Source organism: Poritiphilus flavus, from assembly GCF_009901585.1.
GTDB classification, from domain to species: Bacteria; Bacteroidota; Bacteroidia; order Flavobacteriales; family Flavobacteriaceae; genus Poritiphilus; species Poritiphilus flavus.
Map to the genome: position 1 here is coordinate 259,578 of NZ_WXYO01000003.1, position 18,127 is coordinate 277,704.

17 protein-coding genes are annotated in these 18,127 nt (G+C 45.4%); 10 read left to right on the forward strand and 7 right to left on the reverse strand.

All coding sequences use genetic code 11. The features are described 5' to 3' along the window. Nucleotides 1-183 precede the first annotated feature (183 nt). The 5 genes from tgt (at nucleotide 184) to GTQ38_RS08205 (ending at nucleotide 6,508) form a co-directional block, all read left to right on the forward strand. Nucleotides 184-1,314: a tRNA guanosine(34) transglycosylase Tgt gene (gene tgt / locus GTQ38_RS08185; protein ID WP_161435007.1), complete on the forward strand. Its 1,131-nt coding sequence runs from the start codon at nucleotides 184-186 to the stop codon at nucleotides 1,312-1,314. Further along, nucleotides 1,315-2,394, forward strand: coding sequence for an LptF/LptG family permease (locus GTQ38_RS08190; RefSeq protein ID WP_161435008.1), 1,080 nt, complete (start codon nucleotides 1,315-1,317; stop codon nucleotides 2,392-2,394). Nucleotides 2,395-2,542: 148 nt separating this feature from the next. After that, the gene (locus tag GTQ38_RS08195) at nucleotides 2,543-3,496 is read left to right on the forward strand and encodes an acetyl-CoA carboxylase carboxyltransferase subunit alpha (RefSeq protein WP_161435009.1); all 954 of its coding nucleotides are present in this window, start codon (nucleotides 2,543-2,545) and stop codon (nucleotides 3,494-3,496) included. Nucleotides 3,497-3,663: 167 nt separating this feature from the next. After that, nucleotides 3,664-5,217 carry a replicative DNA helicase gene (dnaB, locus tag GTQ38_RS08200; protein ID WP_161435010.1) on the forward strand — a complete coding sequence of 518 codons (1,554 nt, stop codon included), beginning with the start codon at nucleotides 3,664-3,666 and terminating at the stop codon, nucleotides 5,215-5,217. 103 nt (nucleotides 5,218-5,320) lie between these two features. Continuing rightward, nucleotides 5,321-6,508: an asparagine synthetase B gene (locus GTQ38_RS08205; protein ID WP_394350964.1), complete on the forward strand. Its 1,188-nt coding sequence runs from the start codon at nucleotides 5,321-5,323 to the stop codon at nucleotides 6,506-6,508. 10 nt (nucleotides 6,509-6,518) lie between these two features. Here GTQ38_RS08205 and GTQ38_RS08210 read toward each other — a convergent pair whose 3' ends face one another. Then, nucleotides 6,519-7,322, reverse strand: coding sequence for an HAD family hydrolase (locus GTQ38_RS08210; protein ID WP_161435012.1), 804 nt, complete (start codon nucleotides 7,320-7,322; stop codon nucleotides 6,519-6,521). An 87-nt stretch (nucleotides 7,323-7,409) separates the two neighbouring features. Here GTQ38_RS08210 and GTQ38_RS08215 point away from each other — a divergent pair, with 87 nt between their 5' ends. Beyond that, complete coding sequence (locus GTQ38_RS08215; protein WP_161435013.1) at nucleotides 7,410-7,832, forward strand: secondary thiamine-phosphate synthase enzyme YjbQ; 423 nt, start codon at nucleotides 7,410-7,412, stop codon at nucleotides 7,830-7,832. Between the two features lie 15 nt (nucleotides 7,833-7,847). Then, nucleotides 7,848-8,924, forward strand: a complete 1,077-nt coding sequence (locus GTQ38_RS08220; RefSeq protein ID WP_161435014.1) for an adenylate/guanylate cyclase domain-containing protein — start codon at nucleotides 7,848-7,850, stop codon at nucleotides 8,922-8,924. Nucleotides 8,925-8,970: 46 nt separating this feature from the next. On the opposite strand, the gene rplT is transcribed toward GTQ38_RS08220, so the two are convergent. The 5 genes from rplT to GTQ38_RS08245 form a co-directional block, all read right to left on the reverse strand. Next, on the reverse strand, nucleotides 8,971-9,315 hold the full coding sequence (rplT, locus tag GTQ38_RS08225; protein WP_161435015.1) for a 50S ribosomal protein L20: 345 nt from the start codon (nucleotides 9,313-9,315) through the stop codon (nucleotides 8,971-8,973). A 92-nt stretch (nucleotides 9,316-9,407) separates the two neighbouring features. Continuing rightward, entirely contained in the window at nucleotides 9,408-9,605 is a 198-nt protein-coding gene (gene rpmI / locus GTQ38_RS08230) for a 50S ribosomal protein L35 (protein WP_108115928.1), read from the reverse strand. 31 nt (nucleotides 9,606-9,636) lie between these two features. Next, nucleotides 9,637-10,191 carry a translation initiation factor IF-3 gene (infC, locus tag GTQ38_RS08235; protein ID WP_161435201.1) on the reverse strand — a complete coding sequence of 185 codons (555 nt, stop codon included), beginning with the start codon at nucleotides 10,189-10,191 and terminating at the stop codon, nucleotides 9,637-9,639. A 29-nt stretch (nucleotides 10,192-10,220) separates the two neighbouring features. Further along, nucleotides 10,221-12,161, reverse strand: a complete 1,941-nt coding sequence (gene thrS, locus GTQ38_RS08240) for a threonine--tRNA ligase (protein ID WP_161435016.1) — start codon at nucleotides 12,159-12,161, stop codon at nucleotides 10,221-10,223. A gap of 138 nt (nucleotides 12,162-12,299) precedes the next feature. Further along, nucleotides 12,300-12,524: a DUF6095 family protein gene (locus GTQ38_RS08245; RefSeq protein ID WP_238857858.1), complete on the reverse strand. Its 225-nt coding sequence runs from the start codon at nucleotides 12,522-12,524 to the stop codon at nucleotides 12,300-12,302. 233 nt (nucleotides 12,525-12,757) lie between these two features. On the opposite strand from GTQ38_RS08245, the gene GTQ38_RS08250 reads away from it, so the two are divergent. Genes GTQ38_RS08250 through GTQ38_RS08260 form a run of 3 tightly spaced genes read left to right on the forward strand, consistent with a single transcriptional unit; the run spans nucleotide 12,758 to nucleotide 17,174 of the window. Beyond that, a complete protein-coding gene (locus GTQ38_RS08250) occupies nucleotides 12,758-14,362 on the forward strand; it encodes a sodium:solute symporter (RefSeq protein ID WP_161435017.1) in 1,605 nt (534 codons plus the stop codon). A gap of 19 nt (nucleotides 14,363-14,381) precedes the next feature. Further along, nucleotides 14,382-16,046 (forward strand): alpha-amylase family glycosyl hydrolase, encoded by a 1,665-nt coding sequence (locus tag GTQ38_RS08255; RefSeq protein ID WP_161435018.1) that lies wholly within the window; start codon nucleotides 14,382-14,384, stop codon nucleotides 16,044-16,046. Between the two features lie 3 nt (nucleotides 16,047-16,049). Continuing rightward, nucleotides 16,050-17,174, forward strand: a complete 1,125-nt coding sequence (locus GTQ38_RS08260; RefSeq protein WP_161435019.1) for a glycerate kinase — start codon at nucleotides 16,050-16,052, stop codon at nucleotides 17,172-17,174. A 1-nt stretch (nucleotide 17,175) separates the two neighbouring features. On the opposite strand, the gene GTQ38_RS08265 is transcribed toward GTQ38_RS08260, so the two are convergent. Then, nucleotides 17,176-18,114 carry a DUF4249 family protein gene (locus GTQ38_RS08265; RefSeq protein ID WP_161435020.1) on the reverse strand — a complete coding sequence of 313 codons (939 nt, stop codon included), beginning with the start codon at nucleotides 18,112-18,114 and terminating at the stop codon, nucleotides 17,176-17,178. Between the last annotated feature and the right edge of the window lie 13 nt (nucleotides 18,115-18,127).

Sequence of the window (18,127 nt, forward strand, 5' to 3'; positions counted from 1 at the left end):
AGAACTCACCATCTTATGACCCCTCGACTGCGCTCGGGGAGACAAATTGACGATTCATCCTCCGTAGCTTTAGCGAAGGAGGACTGTTCACTGCCAAACTGCCCACTGAACAAACAACTTTATTTTTTCCTTAAGGAACTATTGTGGCCTTCTTAGCTATATTTGCCAACTGAACATGCAAATTTGGAATTTACCCTAGAACATACTGATCCTCAATCCCGTGCCCGTGCCGGGGAGATCCGTACCGCCCATGGCAGCATAGCAACCCCGATATTTATGCCTGTAGGAACCGCCGCTTCCGTTAAAGGGGTGCATCAACGCGAACTGCGTGAGGAAATAGATCCGGATATTATTCTCGGCAACACCTATCATCTCTATCTCAGGCCGAAAACAAACATTCTGGAGGAGGCTGGAGGACTACATAAGTTTATGGGTTGGGACCGCAATATACTTACCGACAGCGGAGGGTATCAGGTGTATTCGCTTTCGGCCAATCGCAAGATAAAGGAAGAAGGGGTAAAGTTTAAATCACATATAGACGGGTCTACCCACGTTTTCACCCCGGAAAATGTCATGGAGATCCAGCGAACCATTGGAGCGGATATCATCATGGCCTTTGACGAGTGCACACCATATCCCTGCGATTACAATTATGCAAAACGTTCCATGCATATGACCCACCGCTGGTTAGACCGTTGCATAGCTCATTTGGACAAACTTCCCTATAAATACGATTATCCCCAAACCCTTTTTCCCATAGTTCAGGGATCTACCTACAAGGATCTTAGACAGCAATCCGCGGAATATATAGCCAGTAGCGGAGCTGAGGGCAATGCCATCGGTGGCCTGTCTGTTGGGGAACCCGCGGAAGAAATGTATGCCATGACGGAAGTGGTTTGCGACATCCTTCCTGAAGATAAGCCCAGATATCTTATGGGGGTAGGAACACCAATCAATATTTTGGAAAATATAGCCCTGGGCATTGATATGTTCGATTGTGTTATGCCCACCCGCAATGCCAGAAATGGCATGCTCTTTACAGCCCATGGGACCATCAACATAAAGAATAAGAAATGGGAAGCGGATTATTCTCCCATTGATGAAATGGGCTTTACTTTTGTGGATAAGGAGTATTCTAAAGCTTATTTGCGACATTTGTTTGCGGCAAATGAATATTTGGGTAAACAGATCGCTACAATCCACAACCTGGGCTTTTACCTTTGGCTGGTTAGGGAGGCACGAAGGCGAATACTGGCGGGTGATTTCAGGGAATGGAAGGACAAGATGGTAAAACAAATGGATAAGCGCTTGTAAATGAAGATTGTAGACTGGTACATATTGAAAAGATACCTGGTTACTTTCGGGATGATGATCTTGCTTTTTGTTCCTATCGGCATTATGCTAAATTTGGCCGAACAGATCGGGAAGATGATAGACAACGAGGCCCCATTGAACGAGATCCTGATCTATTACCTGAATTTCACCATCTATATCGGTAGCTTGTTGTTCCCGATCTTTCTTTTCTTATCGATCATCTTTTTTACTTCCAAACTGGCCAACAATACAGAAATTGTGGCCATTCTGAGTTCAGGAGTATCTTTCGGGAGGTTTTTAAGGCCTTACTGGATCGGGGCATCCATCATTGCGGTTTTGATGTTTTTTATGGGGATGTTCATTGTTCCCAATGCCAGCAAAGGCTACAATGAGTTCAAATATAAATACCTCAAAAAAGGGAAACAAGACCGTGTTACCAGCAACATTTTCAACCAACTGAATGAAAATGATTTTATCTATGTAAGTAGTTTTGACCCGGCCCGTAAAATAGGGTACAATTTTACCTTTGAGCACTTTGACCAGGAAAACCAATTGGAGTATAAGATCTCAGCGGCAAATATCCGCTGGATCCCCAAAGACAGTCTGTACCGGCTTACGAGCTATTCCAAGCGAAAACTAGTGAATGAGACCGAATTGCTGGAGACCAAACGCCGTCTGGATACGCTTTTTACCTTTAATATTGAAGACCTCACCCCGGTATCTTATATTGCAGAAACCAAAAACCTGTTTGAGCTCAACAAGTTCATCGCGGACCAGCAACGCAAGGGAGCCTCTAATATCAACACTTATATTCTCACCAAATACAAGCGATGGGCACTTCCGGTGACGGCATTTATCCTGACCATCATAGGGGTAGCCGTATCAGCGGTAAAGAGAAGAGGCGGTATGGGGGTAAACCTGGCATTTGGGATCGGGGTGGCCTTCATCTACATCTTTTTTGACAAGGTTTTCGGTACCCTGGCAGAGCAATCCGGATTCTCACCCTTACTGGCTGTTACTATTCCTAACCTGGCGTTCGGCGTGCTTGGACTCTACCTGCTTAAGAATGCCAAGCGCTAGGCACTGTTTTTAGTTTGAGCTCATTCCTTCTCCTTAGATACTCTTTATATAGCTGGTTTTGAAGGAAAGCAGGGCGTTAAAAAGTAAAAAGTGTTCGCTTTAAAAGTTTATATTTGTCTGCTAAATCAAGAGTAACCGAAGAATTTTTATGGAGTATTTGGATTTTGAACTTCCTATAAAGGAATTGGAAGAACAATTGGAAAAATGCCAGGTCATAGGGGAGGAGAGCGATGTTGACGTTTCCGAGACCTGCAAACAGATCGAAAAGAAACTAGCCGAAACCCGTAAGGAGATCTACAAAAACCTTACAGCCTGGCAGAGAGTGCAACTTTCACGTCACCCGAACAGACCGTATACCCTGGACTATATCCGCGCCATTTGTGGCGACACCTTCCTGGAACTTCACGGAGACAGAAACGTCAAGGACGACAAGGCCATGATCGGTGGCTTGGGTAAGATCGGAGATCAAAGCTATATGTTCATCGGACAGCAAAAAGGATACAATACCAAAACCAGGCAATACAGAAACTTCGGTATGGCAAACCCGGAAGGGTACCGTAAGGCTTTGAGGTTGATGAAGTCTGCCGAAAAGTTCGGTATCCCGGTAGTGGCCTTTATAGATACTCCGGGAGCTTATCCGGGCATTGAGGCCGAAGAACGCGGCCAGGGAGAAGCGATAGCGCGAAATATCCTGGAAATGACAAGGCTTAAAGTTCCTATTATCGTAGTGATCATAGGAGAAGGAGCATCCGGCGGAGCCCTGGGAATAGGCGTGGGAGATAGAGTGCTGATGTTGGAAAATACCTGGTATTCCGTGATATCTCCGGAATCCTGCTCTTCCATCCTCTGGCGCAGCTGGGAATACAAGGAACAGGCCGCCGAAGCGCTGAAACTTACCGCCACAGATATGAAAAAACTCAAACTAATCGACGAGATCGTCAGAGAACCGGCGGGTGGCGCTCATAGCAATCGGGAGAAAACTTTCGATACAATAAAAAACAAGATTTCCAAACACTTTGAGGAATTAAAAAAGTTATCACCAAAAGAATTGGTAGAAACGCGCATGGATAAATATGCTTCAATGGGCGTCTTCAACGATTAAGCTTAGGTTTCAGCAAGTTCAAAAAAATCCGGGAGGTATAAATTCCGGATTTTTTTGGTTATGAACACAATTTCGTAACTTATCAACACCCAAAATGTTAATTTCCGGTTGATATCGGGAAAGTTGAAACTAAAGTTAACTAAAGGTTAATTGCTACTTTTACAGCTATGGAAAAACCAAGCCCTGTACTAGGTCATAAAATCGGAAAATCCGGCCTGATCAATCTTGAAAAAGGTAAAATACCTCCTCAAGCTGTTGATTTAGAGGAAGTTGTGCTTGGTGCTATGATGATTGACAAGAAAGGAGTAGATGAAGTAATAGATATCCTACATCCTGACGTATTTTACAAGGACGCACACCGATTTATCTACGAAGCCATCTTCAAATTGTTCGAATCCTCCGAACCAGTGGATTTATTAACCGTTTCTGCCCAATTAAAGCGGGATGAGCGCCTGGAATTCGTAGGTGGGGATTTTTACCTCATAAAACTGACCCAAAAAGTGGCTTCTTCGGCCCATATTGAGTTCCACGCCAGGATCATCCTCCAAAAATATATACAACGTAGCCTGATCAAAATTTCGAATGAGATCATTGAAGAGGCATATGATGACGGTACTGATGTATTCGATCTGCTGGACAATGCTGAAGCGAAATTGTACGATGTTACCCAGGGTAATCTGAAACGCTCGGCAGAGACTGCCCAAAACCTGGTGATCCAGGCTAAAAAGAAAATTGAGGAAATCTCAAATAAAGAAGGATTAAGTGGTATTCCTTCAGGTTTTGACAAGGTAGATAAACTCACTTCAGGATGGCAACCCAGTGATCTGGTGATCATTGCGGCAAGACCTGGTATGGGTAAAACCGCCTTAACACTTTCCATGGCCCGGAATATAGCGGTAAACTCAAATATTCCCGTGGCCTTTTTCTCCCTGGAAATGTCGTCAGTACAATTGATAACCAGGCTAATATCCTCGGAAACCGGCTTGTCTTCAGAAAAACTACGTACCGGACGCCTGGAAAAACACGAGTGGGAGCAGCTGAACGTAAAGGTGAAAACCCTGGAAAAGGCACCTCTCTTTATCGATGATACCCCTTCCTTGTCCATTTTTGACCTCCGTGCCAAGGCGAGGCGATTGGCTTCACAACATAAGATAAAGCTGATCATCCTGGATTACCTGCAATTAATGACCGCTGGTACCAGTCAGAAAGGCGGGAACCGTGAACAGGAGATTTCCACCATCTCCAGGAACCTGAAAGCCCTGGCAAAAGAACTCAACGTACCGGTGATCGCGCTTTCCCAGCTATCGCGGGCGGTGGAGACAAGAGGAGGCAGTAAGCGGCCTATTCTTTCAGACCTCAGGGAGTCCGGAGCTATTGAACAGGACGCGGATATCGTATCCTTCATTTACCGTCCGGAATACTACAAAATAGACGAGTGGGACGACGAAGAACGTACGCCTACTCAAGGCCAGGCAGAGTTTATAGTAGCCAAACACCGTAACGGTGGTTTAGATAATATTAGGTTAAAGTTCATTGGTCAACTAGGTAAATTTGATAACTTGGATGACTTTGATTCCCCATTCGAGTTCCAATCAAAGATGAATGCGAACGAGGACAACCCATTTCTCACCAAAAACCTTCCGGATGCGGACGAGGCTTTTGGAAGTGCAATGAATGATGATGCCGATCTAGACCCGGACGATAATGAAGTACCTTTTTAAAAACTTCCCAAAGCTATATCCCAGACATTGGTCTGGCGGTATTTCCCTGATTCTTTTCTTAATTTTCTCCCTGAATGCCTACTCCTCATCCATTCTTATTCCTATGGATGCGGAAAGTCAGGAAAACCACCTGAAGGCCTACGGTATTACTTATTGGGTACTTACCAAGCAGCAGAAAGTACAGTGGTTACTCAACTACCGCGGAGGTTCGTTTCTGCTACCGGATGGCGAAAGCATACGGAAGGAATGTCAGATCAGAGGCGTGTCCTTCGAGATCCTCTCAGACGGAGAAACACAGGCTATTTTGGATGGCATCAGCAGTCCCTCTCAAAACCAGGAGGCGGTTATTCTGGAAAAAGCACCAAAAATTGCCGTTTATTCCCCCAAGGATAATCAACCCTGGGATGATGCGGTGACCATGGTGCTCACTTATGCCGAAATTCCCTATGTTACGGTCTATGACGAAGAGGTGTTGCAGGATAAACTGGCCCTGTTTGATTGGCTCCACCTGCATCACGAGGATTTTACCGGGCAATACGGTAAGTTTTACGGTGCATACAGGGCGGCTCCCTGGTATATTGAAGGAAAGAAAAACGCTGAAGCATTGGCGGCAAAATTGGGGTATGACAAGGTCTCAGAACAAAAACGGGCTGTAGTCGGAAAGATCAGAAATTATGTGATCGGGGGCGGATTTATGTTTGCCATGTGCTCTGCGACCGATAGCTTTGATATTGCCCTGGCCGCGGATGGGGTGGACATTTGTGAACCCATGTTTGACGGTGATCCTTCGGAAGCCAGCTACCAGAGTAAGTTGGATTTCAAAAATACCTTTGCCTTTACGAATTTTACGCTAGAGCGAAATCCGCTGCGATATGAGTTTTCCTCCATAGACATGACCTCCAGGCGTAACAATGTTCCAAAAGAGTCCGATTATTTTTCCCTGATGGATTTCTCGGCAAAATGGGATCCCATCCCTACCATGCTCTGCCAGAACCATACCAGCCTTGTTAAGGGCTTTATGGGCCAGACCACGGCATTTGCCAGGGCAGAGGTAAAGCCAACCGTAATGATACTTGGAGAGAATAAGATAAACGGAGAAGCTCGTTACATACATGGGATCAAAGGAAAAGGATTTTTTACCTTTTATGGTGGGCATGACCCCGAAGACTATCAGCACAGGGTTGGAGACCCAAAGACCGAATTGGAGCTGCATCCAACATCACCTGGTTATCGGCTGATTCTAAATAATGTGCTGTTTCCGGCTGCTCGAAAGAAAAAACAAAAGACCTGATTGCCGCGTATTATCCCAGGTCTTCAATCAACTGTTCCAATATTCTTTCCACACCAAAATCGTCATTACTGTGAGTGCGGTACCTTGCTGCCTTTAATACGTTTGGGTGTGCATTGGCCATGGCAAAGCTGTAATCCGCAAGGGCAAGCATTTCCAGGTCGTTGTTATAATCCCCGAAGACCATGGTTTCTTTGGAGCTTATTCCATACTGTTTCTGGATTTTTTCCAGGGCAAAGCCTTTATGGGCGTTTTTATGTGAAAGGTCTACCCAGTTAGCGCCTGAGACCTTTACCTTCAGATCTCCCTCCAGATGCCTTACCGCCGGGTATATATAGCGTTCGGAACTCTCTCCGTGATATACGGCGATCTTCATTACTTCCCCCTCAAATTCCTTAAGATCCTCCAACATTTGGTATTCGGTATAGTACTCTTTTAACTTTTCGAGAAAGTCCACAGAAGAATTCTTCAGATAGGCGTTGTCCTTTGCGCAAAGCACCGGATGGGTATTCTCCAGAGGTTCCAGAAGGTCAAGTATTTCTCCTCGTATCCCAAAGTCCAGAGGGGTAGAAACGATCTCATGAGAATTTTGCATGGCAAATCCACCATTTTCAGCAATTACAATGAGTTCATCTTTGATAGGGTAGAGCTTGTCAATGATACTGTTGTATTGCCTTCCGCTGGCAGCGGCAAATAGAATACCTTTTTGCCGTAAGACATCAAACAACTCAAAGAATCTGGGACTGACCTCATGCCTGGAATTTAACAGGGTGCCGTCCATGTCAGTTACGACCATCTTTACGCTAGACAAATCCATAGTAGAACTTGAAAGAGTGACAAAGGTATTTTTTATGTGTAAATTACAGGGGTCTTTGTAGAAATTTTACAATTTAGTCACAGTCCAATGAAATTCTTTCAGAAAGAGATCAGGTTGAAGTCTTACCCCAGGGGTTTCCATTTGATTACGTCCCAAATACTAAACAATATTCCGGAAGTAGGTCAGATCCGCAGCGGTATGTTACAAGTCTTTATCAAGCATACCTCAGCAAGCCTCACCATCAATGAGAATGCGGATCCCACGGTACGGGTGGACTTTGAAAGCCATATGAATAAAATGGTTCCGGAAGACGCTCCTTACTACATTCATACTTATGAAGGGCCGGACGATATGCCGGCACATATCAAAGCCTCGCTTATGGGGAGTTCAGTACAGGTACCCATCACAGCGGGTCAATTGAACCTGGGGATCTGGCAGGGGATCTATTTATGCGAACATCGGGATCGGGCAAGTGGAAGGACCCTGGTTCTCAGTTGCTTTGGAAATTAACAGTATAGGCGGAAGATGAGGCAGCAACTGATTTACTTCCTGAGATTATTGATCGCCACCCTTATCTACTGGTGCCTGGTAATGTGTTTTTTTATCCTTATTCGCTACTACGACCTCAGCGGGGAACCCGGTATAGAAGTGGCCTTTTCCTATGAAGCTTCTATATGGGAACTGACTCGTTTCGGGATGTTCCTTGGAATCTTTATCGGGCTTTTTTACGCTATTGTTGAATTCCTATTTGATCGGTTTTTGATGAAAAGGCTCTATCTGGGTCTTTCGATCCTGATCCGGACCTGGGTCTACCTGCTACTTCTGATTTCCTCTACCACCCTGATCATGGAGCTGGCCGAGGCCGAATGGGGATTTGATTTCGATAATGAAAGAGGTTGGTGGCAAACCAACAGGATGTTCTGGGTATTTGTGATCTATTTTGGAATATTTTCACTGGGCTTCTCCTTTTTGAAGATCGCGAAGGAACGGTTTGGAAGGGAGAACTTCGTAAAGCTGCTGTTGGGGAAATACAGAAAACCCACGGAGGAACAACGGATATTTATGTTCCTGGACCTGAAGTCGTCCACGACTATAGCCGAAACCCTTGGGCATTTGTCCTATAGTGGCCTGATTCAGGAATGCTTTTTGGACCTTAACGACTTTCTCAGTGGCCACAGGGCTGAAGTCTACCAGTACGTTGGTGATGAAGCTGTCATAAGCTGGCAATTTGATGTTGGGATAAGGCGAAATAATTGTATAAAACTATTTTTTGCATTTCAGGACCGATTAGAGAAGCGTACAGAGCATTACCTGGAAAAGTATTCCGTAGTTCCTGAATTCAAGGCAGGATTGCACGGTGGGGAACTCGTAGTGGTGGAGGTAGGAAATGTAAAAAAGGAACTGGCTTACCACGGAGATGTGATCAATACTGCGGCCCGTATTCAGAAAGAATGCAACAAGTACGGAGAGAAACTTCTCATTTCGGGATCCCTTTTAGAACGGCTGGATCTCAGTTCGGACTATGTCGCCAAGGCGATGGGGGAGATCGATTTGAAAGGCAAAAAAGAGAAAATACCCATATTCGCTATACAAAAGGCATAAAAAAACCCGCTCATTGAGCGGGTTTTAAAGTGCGAGATATTTGTCTTTATTTTACTTTCTCCACAATGGCTTTAAAGGCCTCCGGATGATTCATAGCCAGGTCTGCAAGAACTTTTCTGTTGAGTTCTATATTATTGGCTTTTACTTTACCCATGAATTGGGAGTAAGACATTCCGTGAAGGCGGGCACCAGCATTGATACGGGTGATCCATAAAGCGCGAAAACTTCTTTTCTTATTTCTTCTGTCGCGGTAGGCATATTGCATTGCCTTTTCTACCGCATTTTTGGCTACTGTCCAGACGTTTTTACGTCTTCCGAAGTAACCTTTTGCTTGCTTCATCACCTTTTTTCTTCGGGCTCTTGAAGCGACTGAGTTTACTGATCTTGGCATTTTTTTTGATTTTTTGTAGCAGGCGGCCAGCTAGTGGCACTTGGTTCGTTTGAGCCTGACTCCAGGGTTACTAATTCTACCTCAAAGAACGTTTACTTTAAACGCAATTGTTCTTTTATGCTATTCACATCGGAATCATGTACCAATGTAGAATGCGTTAATTTCAGCTTACGCTTCTTAGACTTCTTCGTAAGAATATGACTCTTAAAAGCGTGCTTTCTTTTGATTTTACCCGTACCAGTCAGCTTAAAACGCTTCTTGGCACTGGATTTGGTCTTCATCTTAGGCATTTTCTTCCTATTTGTTATTATCTCGCAACTCTTACTTCTTCGTCTTGGGTGCAAGGAACATGGTCATCCTCTTTCCTTCTAATTTCGGCATTTGCTCTACCTTGCCGTAATCCTCCAATTCCTGCGCAAGTCTCAACAAAAGTATTTCACCTTTGTCTTTGTACACTATGGACCTTCCTTTAAAAAAGACGTAAGCCTTTAACTTGGCTCCGTCTTTAAGAAACTTCTCCGCGTGTTTCTTTTTGAACTCGTAATCGTGATCGTCCGTATTCGGACCAAATCTTATTTCCTTTACTACTACCTTGGAAGCCTTTGCCTTCAGGGCCTTTTCGCGCTTCTTTTGCTCGTAAAGGAACTTTTTATAATCTATTATCTTACATACCGGTGGATCCGCATTCGGCGAGATCTCAACCAGATCAAGGCCTAAGCCTTGAGCCTTGGATAGGGCTTCACTGATAGGGTAAATCCCCATCTCTACATTATCACCCACTAAACGTACTTTTTGTGCGGTGATCTTATCGTTAATTTTGTGAGGGTTTTTGTTTTCCCTCCTAGGTTGGGGCCTAAATCTTCTTCGTATTGCTATGACTACTGCTTTTTAATTAAACAACTGTTTCAAAAGGACTTTAAGGTACTATTTATTTCGTTTTCGACCAAGCCGGCGAATTCTTCTATCGAAATTTTCCCTAAGTCTTCTCCACCATGTCTTCTGACCGCAATAGTTCCTTTTTCTTCCTCTTCTTCACCTACGATCAGCATGAATGGGATTTTCTTCAATTCTGCCTCACGTATTTTTTTTCCAACCGTCTCGTTCCTTTTATCAACGAGGGCGCGAATTTCGTGATTTTCCAGGGATTTTAAAACTTTTTCGGCATATTTTTCGTGTTTCTCACTCACTGGCAAGATGATAGCCTGGTCAGGAATCAGCCAAAGCGGGAAATTACCACCGGTATGCTCAAGCAGCAGTGCTACAAAACGCTCCATACTGCCAAAGGGAGCGCGGTGGATCATCACGGGCTGATGAAGCTCGTTGTCGCTGCCCTTATAAGTAAGCCCAAAGCGTTCCGGCAGGTTGTAATCCACCTGTATGGTACCCAATTGCCAGCTGCGCCCCAGGGCGTCTTTCACCATAAAATCCAGCTTAGGTCCATAGAAGGCTGCCTCCCCTTTTTCCACCACAAAATCCAGACCTTTTTCCGTTGCCGCATCGATGATTGCCTGCTCCGCCTTATCCCAGTTATCCGGATCCCCTATATACTTCTCCGGCTTCTCCGGATCTCTTACGGAAACCTGGGCTGTAAAATTCTCAAAGCCAAGAGAACCTAAAACGTATAGTGAGAGGTCGATAACATTTTTAAACTCTTCGTTTAGCTGATCAGGAGTACAAAATATATGGGCGTCGTCCTGTGTAAATCCGCGTACCCTTGTCAGGCCGTGTAATTCACCGCTTTGCTCATACCGGTAAACGGTCCCAAACTCGGCGTAACGCTTTGGAAGATCCTTGTAACTATAGGGCCTGCTGTCAAATATCTCTATGTGGTGCGGGCAGTTCATCGGCTTAAGCAAAAATTCTTCATCTGCCTTTGGCGTCCGGATAGGTTGAAAGCTATCCTCCCCGTATTTTTCGTAATGCCCGGAGGTGATATACAATTCTTTCTGCCCGACATGGGGTGTTACCACCATTTCGTAACCCGCTTTCTTTTGGGCCTTTTTCAGGAACTGTTCAAGACGTTCCCGCAGTTCTGCGCCCTTAGGAAGCCACAACGGCAGTCCCTGACCTACCCTTTGGGAAAAGGTAAACAGTTCCAGCTCCTTGCCCAGTTTTCGGTGGTCCCTTTTCTTTGCCTCCTCCAGTAATTGCAGATATTCGGTCAGTTCCTTTTGCTTGGGAAAGGAGATCCCGTAAACCCGGGTGAGCTGGGGATTATTCTCGTCTCCACGCCAGTAAGCACCGGCAACGTTCAGGATCTTGATGGCCTTGATGATCCCGGTATTGGGGATATGCCCGCCACGACAAAGATCCGTAAAGGTATCGTGATCACAGAAAGTGATCTCTCCGTCTTCCAGGTTTTCTATCAGCTCTACTTTGTATTCATTTCCCTGGTTGTTGTAGTATGCCAGGGCATCTGCCTTAGACACTTCTCGCATTTTGTAATCGTGCTTCCCTCTGGCAATCTCCAGGGCTTTCTTTTCTATTGCCGGGAAATCCTTTTCCGATACCGTATGTTCGCCGAAATCTACGTCGTAGTAGAAGCCGTTCTCTATGGCCGGGCCTATGGTAAGCTTAATCCCCGGATACAATTCTTCCAGAGCCTGGGCTACCACGTGAGAGGTAGAGTGCCAGAATGCTTTTTTACCCGCGGCGTCATTCCAGGTGTAAAGTACCAGGTTTCCGTCTTCCATCAAGGGGGTCACCGTCTCCACAACAGTATCGTTGAAACTCGCGGAGATCACGTTGCGCGCCAGCCCTTCGCTGATGCTCCTGGCAACATCCATAGGACTGCTTCCCTGTTCAAATTCTTTGACAGAACCATCGGGTAATGTAATTTTTATCATTCCTGTAGCTACTCTTTAAGTGCGCAAAGATAACATCTTGTTATAAGGAGCGCAATAAATACCGGTGAGATTTTAAGTATGCTTGCAGCAGTGGGATTGCCGGGTTTAAGAGGGTCTAAAGTCTTTAGCAACAGCTATTTAATCCTCTTTGGAGAAGAAACCATCCACGACGGTCTTTACACTTCGGAAACCCATTACTATAGCCGCAACTGCCAGTATAAGACCGATGACCAGGACCGGAATATACCAGGGGTGTTCCTCATTTTTAAAGGCCTGATAGATAACAAATGGGGCCAGGAACATCAAACCAAGTGTGATCAAAAAGGATCTAAGACCCTTAAACAATAAAGCTTTATTAGCCAATTTGTAAAATTTTAAAACAATGGAAAGCCTTTCCAAATTCAAAATTAGGATATACATGGGCATTTTCCAATTTTAGTCAATTGTCCAAAGGACTGCCCGGAAGTAAATCGATCGAATTACTAAAAGGCGATAGGGTGTAAAGAAACTATCGGCTGTGAAACGGCAAAAACATTAAAATGCATTAACTTGTGCGATCACCAATTATACCACCAAACTTAAACGGATCAACTGATATGAATTTTTTAGACTACACTATAATTGTCGTTTACCTTTTGGGCTTTCTGGGAATAGGATATCTGTTCAAAGAAAATAAGAACTCCGGAGACTATTTTCTGGGTGGACGAAGTATGGGTTGGCTTCCTCTAAGTCTTTCTACCATGGCCACCCAACTATCCGCTGTAAGCTTTATATCTGCTCCCGCCTTCGTAGGAGTGAAGCAGGGGGGAGGCTTGCAATGGCTTACATACGAGTTCGGTGTACCCCTGGCCATGGCATTTTTGTTAGTAGCGCTTATCCCGTCTCTTTACAAAGCCGGTATAATCAGTGTATATGAATACCTGGAAAGGCGCTTTGATGCCTCTTCCCGCTTATTGATCAGTTTTGTTTTTCAAATAAGTCGGTCCGTGGCAACTGGAGTCATGGTCTACACCATGGCTTTGATCCTTCAGGCGACCACAGGGATCAACTTTTGGATATCCGTACTGCTGATTGGTGTCATTACCATGATCTACTCCTTTCAGGGTGGAATGAAGGCGGTGATTTGGGGCGATGTCGTTCAGATGTTGATTCTTTTCCTCGGTATAGTGATCTGTCTAAGCTACGGTCTGAGCGAACTGGGCGGAATAGACAATTTCCTTGCCAGGGTAGACTCCGACAGGCTTACGGCAGTGGACTTTAGCAAGTGGGGCTTTAACAATGCGGATAAGAATGACGAATTCGGTTTTTGGCCCATGGTGATCGGTGGTTTCTTTCTTTACGCCTCCTACTATGGAACGGATCAAACCCAGACCCAGCGGCTGCTATCGGCTAAAGGTATGCCTACCATCCGAAACCTGTTGATGGCCAATGGACTATTCCGATTTCCGGTTACGCTGACTTACTGTATTATGGGTCTGGTGCTGGGTACATTGCTGATGACAGACCTTAGTTTTCAGGAACAGATAGCCGAGGTATATGCGGCAAATATAGATAGCCTGGAAGGCAAAAAAGAGGATCTTATGGTTCCTGTTTTTATCATTAAGTACCTTCCCAATGGTATTATCGGCATACTGTTGGTGGCCATTATGTCTGCGGCAATGTCTACCTTAAGTTCTTCGGTGAATTCCCTTTCCGCGGTTACCCTGGAAGACTTTATAAAACGATTTAAAGGAGATCTTTCGGATAAGCAATATGTGAGATATTCAAGGTTCCTCTCCATTTTCTGGGGGCTGGTTTGCCTGTTCTTCGCTTTTTTTGCAGGCAATATCGAGGGAACGGTCATTGAAGTGATCAACAAGGTGAGTTCCATCTTCTTCGGCCCAATACTGGCCGGGTTTGTACTGGGATTGCTCACCAAAAAGACCCATGCCCTGGGGGCCAATATTGGCATAGTGACCGGGGTGCTTTTCAATATGTATCTCTGGCTTTTCGTTCCGCAGGTATTCTGGTTCTGGTGGAATGCTATAGGCTGCATCATCACCATAATTGTGGCCTACCTGATAAGTATTCTCATTCCGCGTGAGACCAAAAAGGGCATAGAGATCTCGTACTTTTTTGCCAAAAAAGAGGTGGGTATATTGCTTGGCTTTTTTTTGTTGATCGTCCTGGTCTCTATTGGTTTGAAAGATATACTTAGCTAAATATACACCCCAAATCACAATGAAGGAATTGATTGAACGACTATACCCTGACCAGCTTGACAGCGTATTGGAAGGGATCTCCCGGCTACTGGATAAGTACGGCTTTCGGGCTGCCGAGGATGGGCGATATCGGGGTTTGACCCACAAAGATGCCATACTCATTACTTATGGAGATGCGATACAGCAAGAGGGGGAGAATCCCTTGTATACCTTAAAGCGATTTTCATCCCGCTATTTAAAGGGGAGGATCAACACCGTACATCTCTTACCCTGCTTTCCGTATACCTCGGATGACGGATTCAGTGTTACCGACTATTACCAGATAGACCCCGGTCTGGGGAATTGGAAAGATATCGAAGCCTTAAAAAGGCATTTTGACCTTATGTTCGATGCCGTTGTCAACCACATTTCCCAGGGATCTGACTGGTTTCAAGGATTTTTGAAAGGGGAAGAGGCCTACCGGGACTATTTTATCGAAGCCGATCCTGACGAAGATCACAGCCAGGTAGTAAGGCCCAGGGCGCTTCCCTTATTGCATGAATTTGACAAGCAAGGTGAGGCCGTACATATCTGGACCACCTTTAGCCGGGACCAGGTAGACCTGAACTACGCCAATTACAAGGTTTTTCTTCATGTGCTGGATGTATTGCTTTTCTACGTATCTCAGGGAGCGCGCTTTATTCGTCTTGATGCGATCGCTTTTCTATGGAAGAAAGCGGGGACCAGTTGTATTCATCTGGAGGAGACCCATTTGGTCATCCAGGCCTATAGAGAGGTTTTGGACAGTATTGAAGGAGAAACCTTTTTGATAACGGAGACCAATGTGCCCCATAAGGAGAATATTTCCTATTTCGGGAATGGTACGAATGAGGCTCATATGGTATATAATTTTACCTTGCCGCCGCTTTTGGCTCTGGCTATCCATAAACAAGATCCCGCAGACCTGATTAACTGGGCCGGCAGCCTTGACCTTCCGGGAGACAAGGTTTGCTTTTTTAATTTTACCGCCAGTCATGACGGGGTAGGGGTAAGGCCGCTTCAGGGTATCGTGCCTCAGGAGGAAATCAATTTTCTGGCGGAGAAGGCCATTGCGCATGGCGGTTTTGTGTCGTATAAGGACAACGGAGATGGCACCAGGTCTCCATATGAATTGAATTGCAACTATATGGACCTGCTGACCCATGCAACTGAGCCACTCGATTTAAGGGTTAGGCGCTTTCTGCTAAGTCAATCAGTAATGCTATGTATGCCGGGGGTTCCCGGGGTATATTATCATTCCTTGCTCGGTTCCGAAAACGACAGGGATGCTGCCCTGGATTCCAGGATCAACAGAAGGATCAACAGGGCCAAACTGCAATTTGATGAGCTGGAGCAGGAGTTGCAGGGAAACGACACGGTTCGGGTTAAAGTCTTTGAGCAATACTCCAAAATGCTGGAAAAAAGGACTGAAGAACCGCTATTTCACCCGGCAGCCGGGGCGAATTACAGTCAGTCAGGAAACGTCTTATGTATTGAACGCACTGATGGAGACAATGTGCTTTACGGCCTTCACAACTTTTCGGATCAGGCTGTAGCGCTACAAAATAAGGCTGCTGCAGTGCGTGATCTGCTTAATGAGGTGGATATTTCCGAGAACGATTGGAATTTAGAACCTTTTGGTTTTCTTTGGTTAAAGAAACTTTAGCTTATGCGATTTCTATTGATACCGGATAAATTTAAAGGCTCCCTGAGTGCCAGGGACGTTATTCAGGCCATTTCTGAAGGCATAGTTGAGGCCCGGCCATCGGCACAATTTCATCACATTCTTGCTTCAGACGGAGGTGATGGTTTTCTGGATGCGGTAAGGAATTATCTGGAAGTGGAAAGGATCATTGTGGATACCCTGGATCCGCTTGGCAGACCAGTACAGGCACCTTACTTATACGACTCGCAAAATCAGACTGCGTACCTGGAACTCGCGGCCGCATCAGGGCTGGTTTTGCTTAAGGAGGAAGAGCGTGATGCGATGCAAACCTCCACCATAGGTTCCGGTATTCAGATCCAACACGCAATTTCCAAAGGAGCCAGAAGAGTCTATCTGGGATTAGGAGGTAGCGCGACCAACGACGGTGGCATGGGTATGGCCAGTACGCTGGGCTATAAGTTCCTGGATCAATATGGAAATGCATTGGAACCTACCGGAGCCAATCTCCGTTTAGTACAGCACATTGATGAGTCTGAGGTTTCTCCCAACTTGGGTGAAATTTCTTTCTTTGCGATAAACGATGTCAACAACCCTTTATATGGCCCTGAAGGTGCTGCCTATGTATATGCGGAGCAGAAAGGGGCAGATCAGAAGGAGATAGGGCTGCTTGATGACGGATTAAAGCAACTGCACAAGACGGTTGCCAGGATACTGGAAAAAGAGGTTGCTGATGTGCCCGGGAGTGGGGCGGCAGGAGGCTCTGCATTTGGACTAAAAGCCTTCTTTGGAGCGGAATACATCAGTGGGATTGACTTTATCCTCAACCTGGCCGGGGCAGACCGCTTATTGGAAGAAGAAAAGATCGATTTTATTATTACCGGGGAAGGTCGTATAGACGATCAAACGCTACATGGAAAACTTATCAGCGGAGTGTTGACATTAGGACAACGATATGAGGTTCCGGTCATGGCCGTTTGTGGAATGTTGGATACGGATTCCGCCATACTTAAGAAGCAGGGTTTAAAGGAGATCCTTGAGGTTAGGGATCCGGAAAAACCCTTGTCCTATAACATGGAAAACGCCTTTATGCTCATTAAAAAGGCATTTTCAGACTTTTTTAGGCAGTAACTCAGGGTACCGTAATCGAAGCTTTAAATTCCTGTACGATCGCAAAATATCCTAAGGGGAAATCGTTGGGCCTGCCCACATTATCCACTATATCTATATTGTCCAGTCCGGTGATATCAAATACATTCCCCCGTACAGTAGCAACGGGCACCTGAAAAGGACCCTGATCGTCCTCGCTTTGAACGATCAATTGGTTCATATAGTTGTGAAAGTTACGGTCTGCACCAAGTATACTGACTTCCAGCTCAGTACCTGATTCAAATTCCATGTCGTAGAAATAGGAAAATGAAAACTGCTGTCCTTTGTAAAACTCATCTTCGGATACCAGAAATTCGTTGAACCCAAAATCTATAACGTAAAAATTATCGCGGTCCGGATCGTCGGTATAGGTAATAATGAGCTCTGTTTCCTCCTCGTCAAACAGTGTACCGTCTCCTATGGCGAGGTTATCGATAGGTACGGAAGGGGCGTATCTGGTTTGGGCCGCGTAGCGTTTGCCCTGATGATCGATGATCAAAGTGTATAGAACATCGGATTGTGTCTGCGTAGTGGGTATGCGCTGGTCCACGGTAAAATTGGGATCCGGTTCGTAAATACCGCTTCCTGCCGGGTTTTCCCACAGGCTGGAAGTTCTGGCGAATAGCAACTCACCTTCTTCGTCAAAGAACTCCTGAATGATGAGCAGGTTATCATCCGCACTGGTCGTGGGGATGTCTCCGAAGAAGTTACTGGTCAGGCTCAATCTTACTTCCACCGGAACAAAAGGGGCTTCAGTATCCACGCGCATAAGGGCATTGACAATTAGCCTGGGTGGTTCAGATGGTGTTTCCACATCGATCACGTCTTCACAGGACAAACTGCCTAAAACTGCAAAGACCGAAGCGAACAAGAACCCTTTGGAGAATAATCTGCGATTGTCGTTATTTTTAGATCTTATCATGGCGATGTGATCC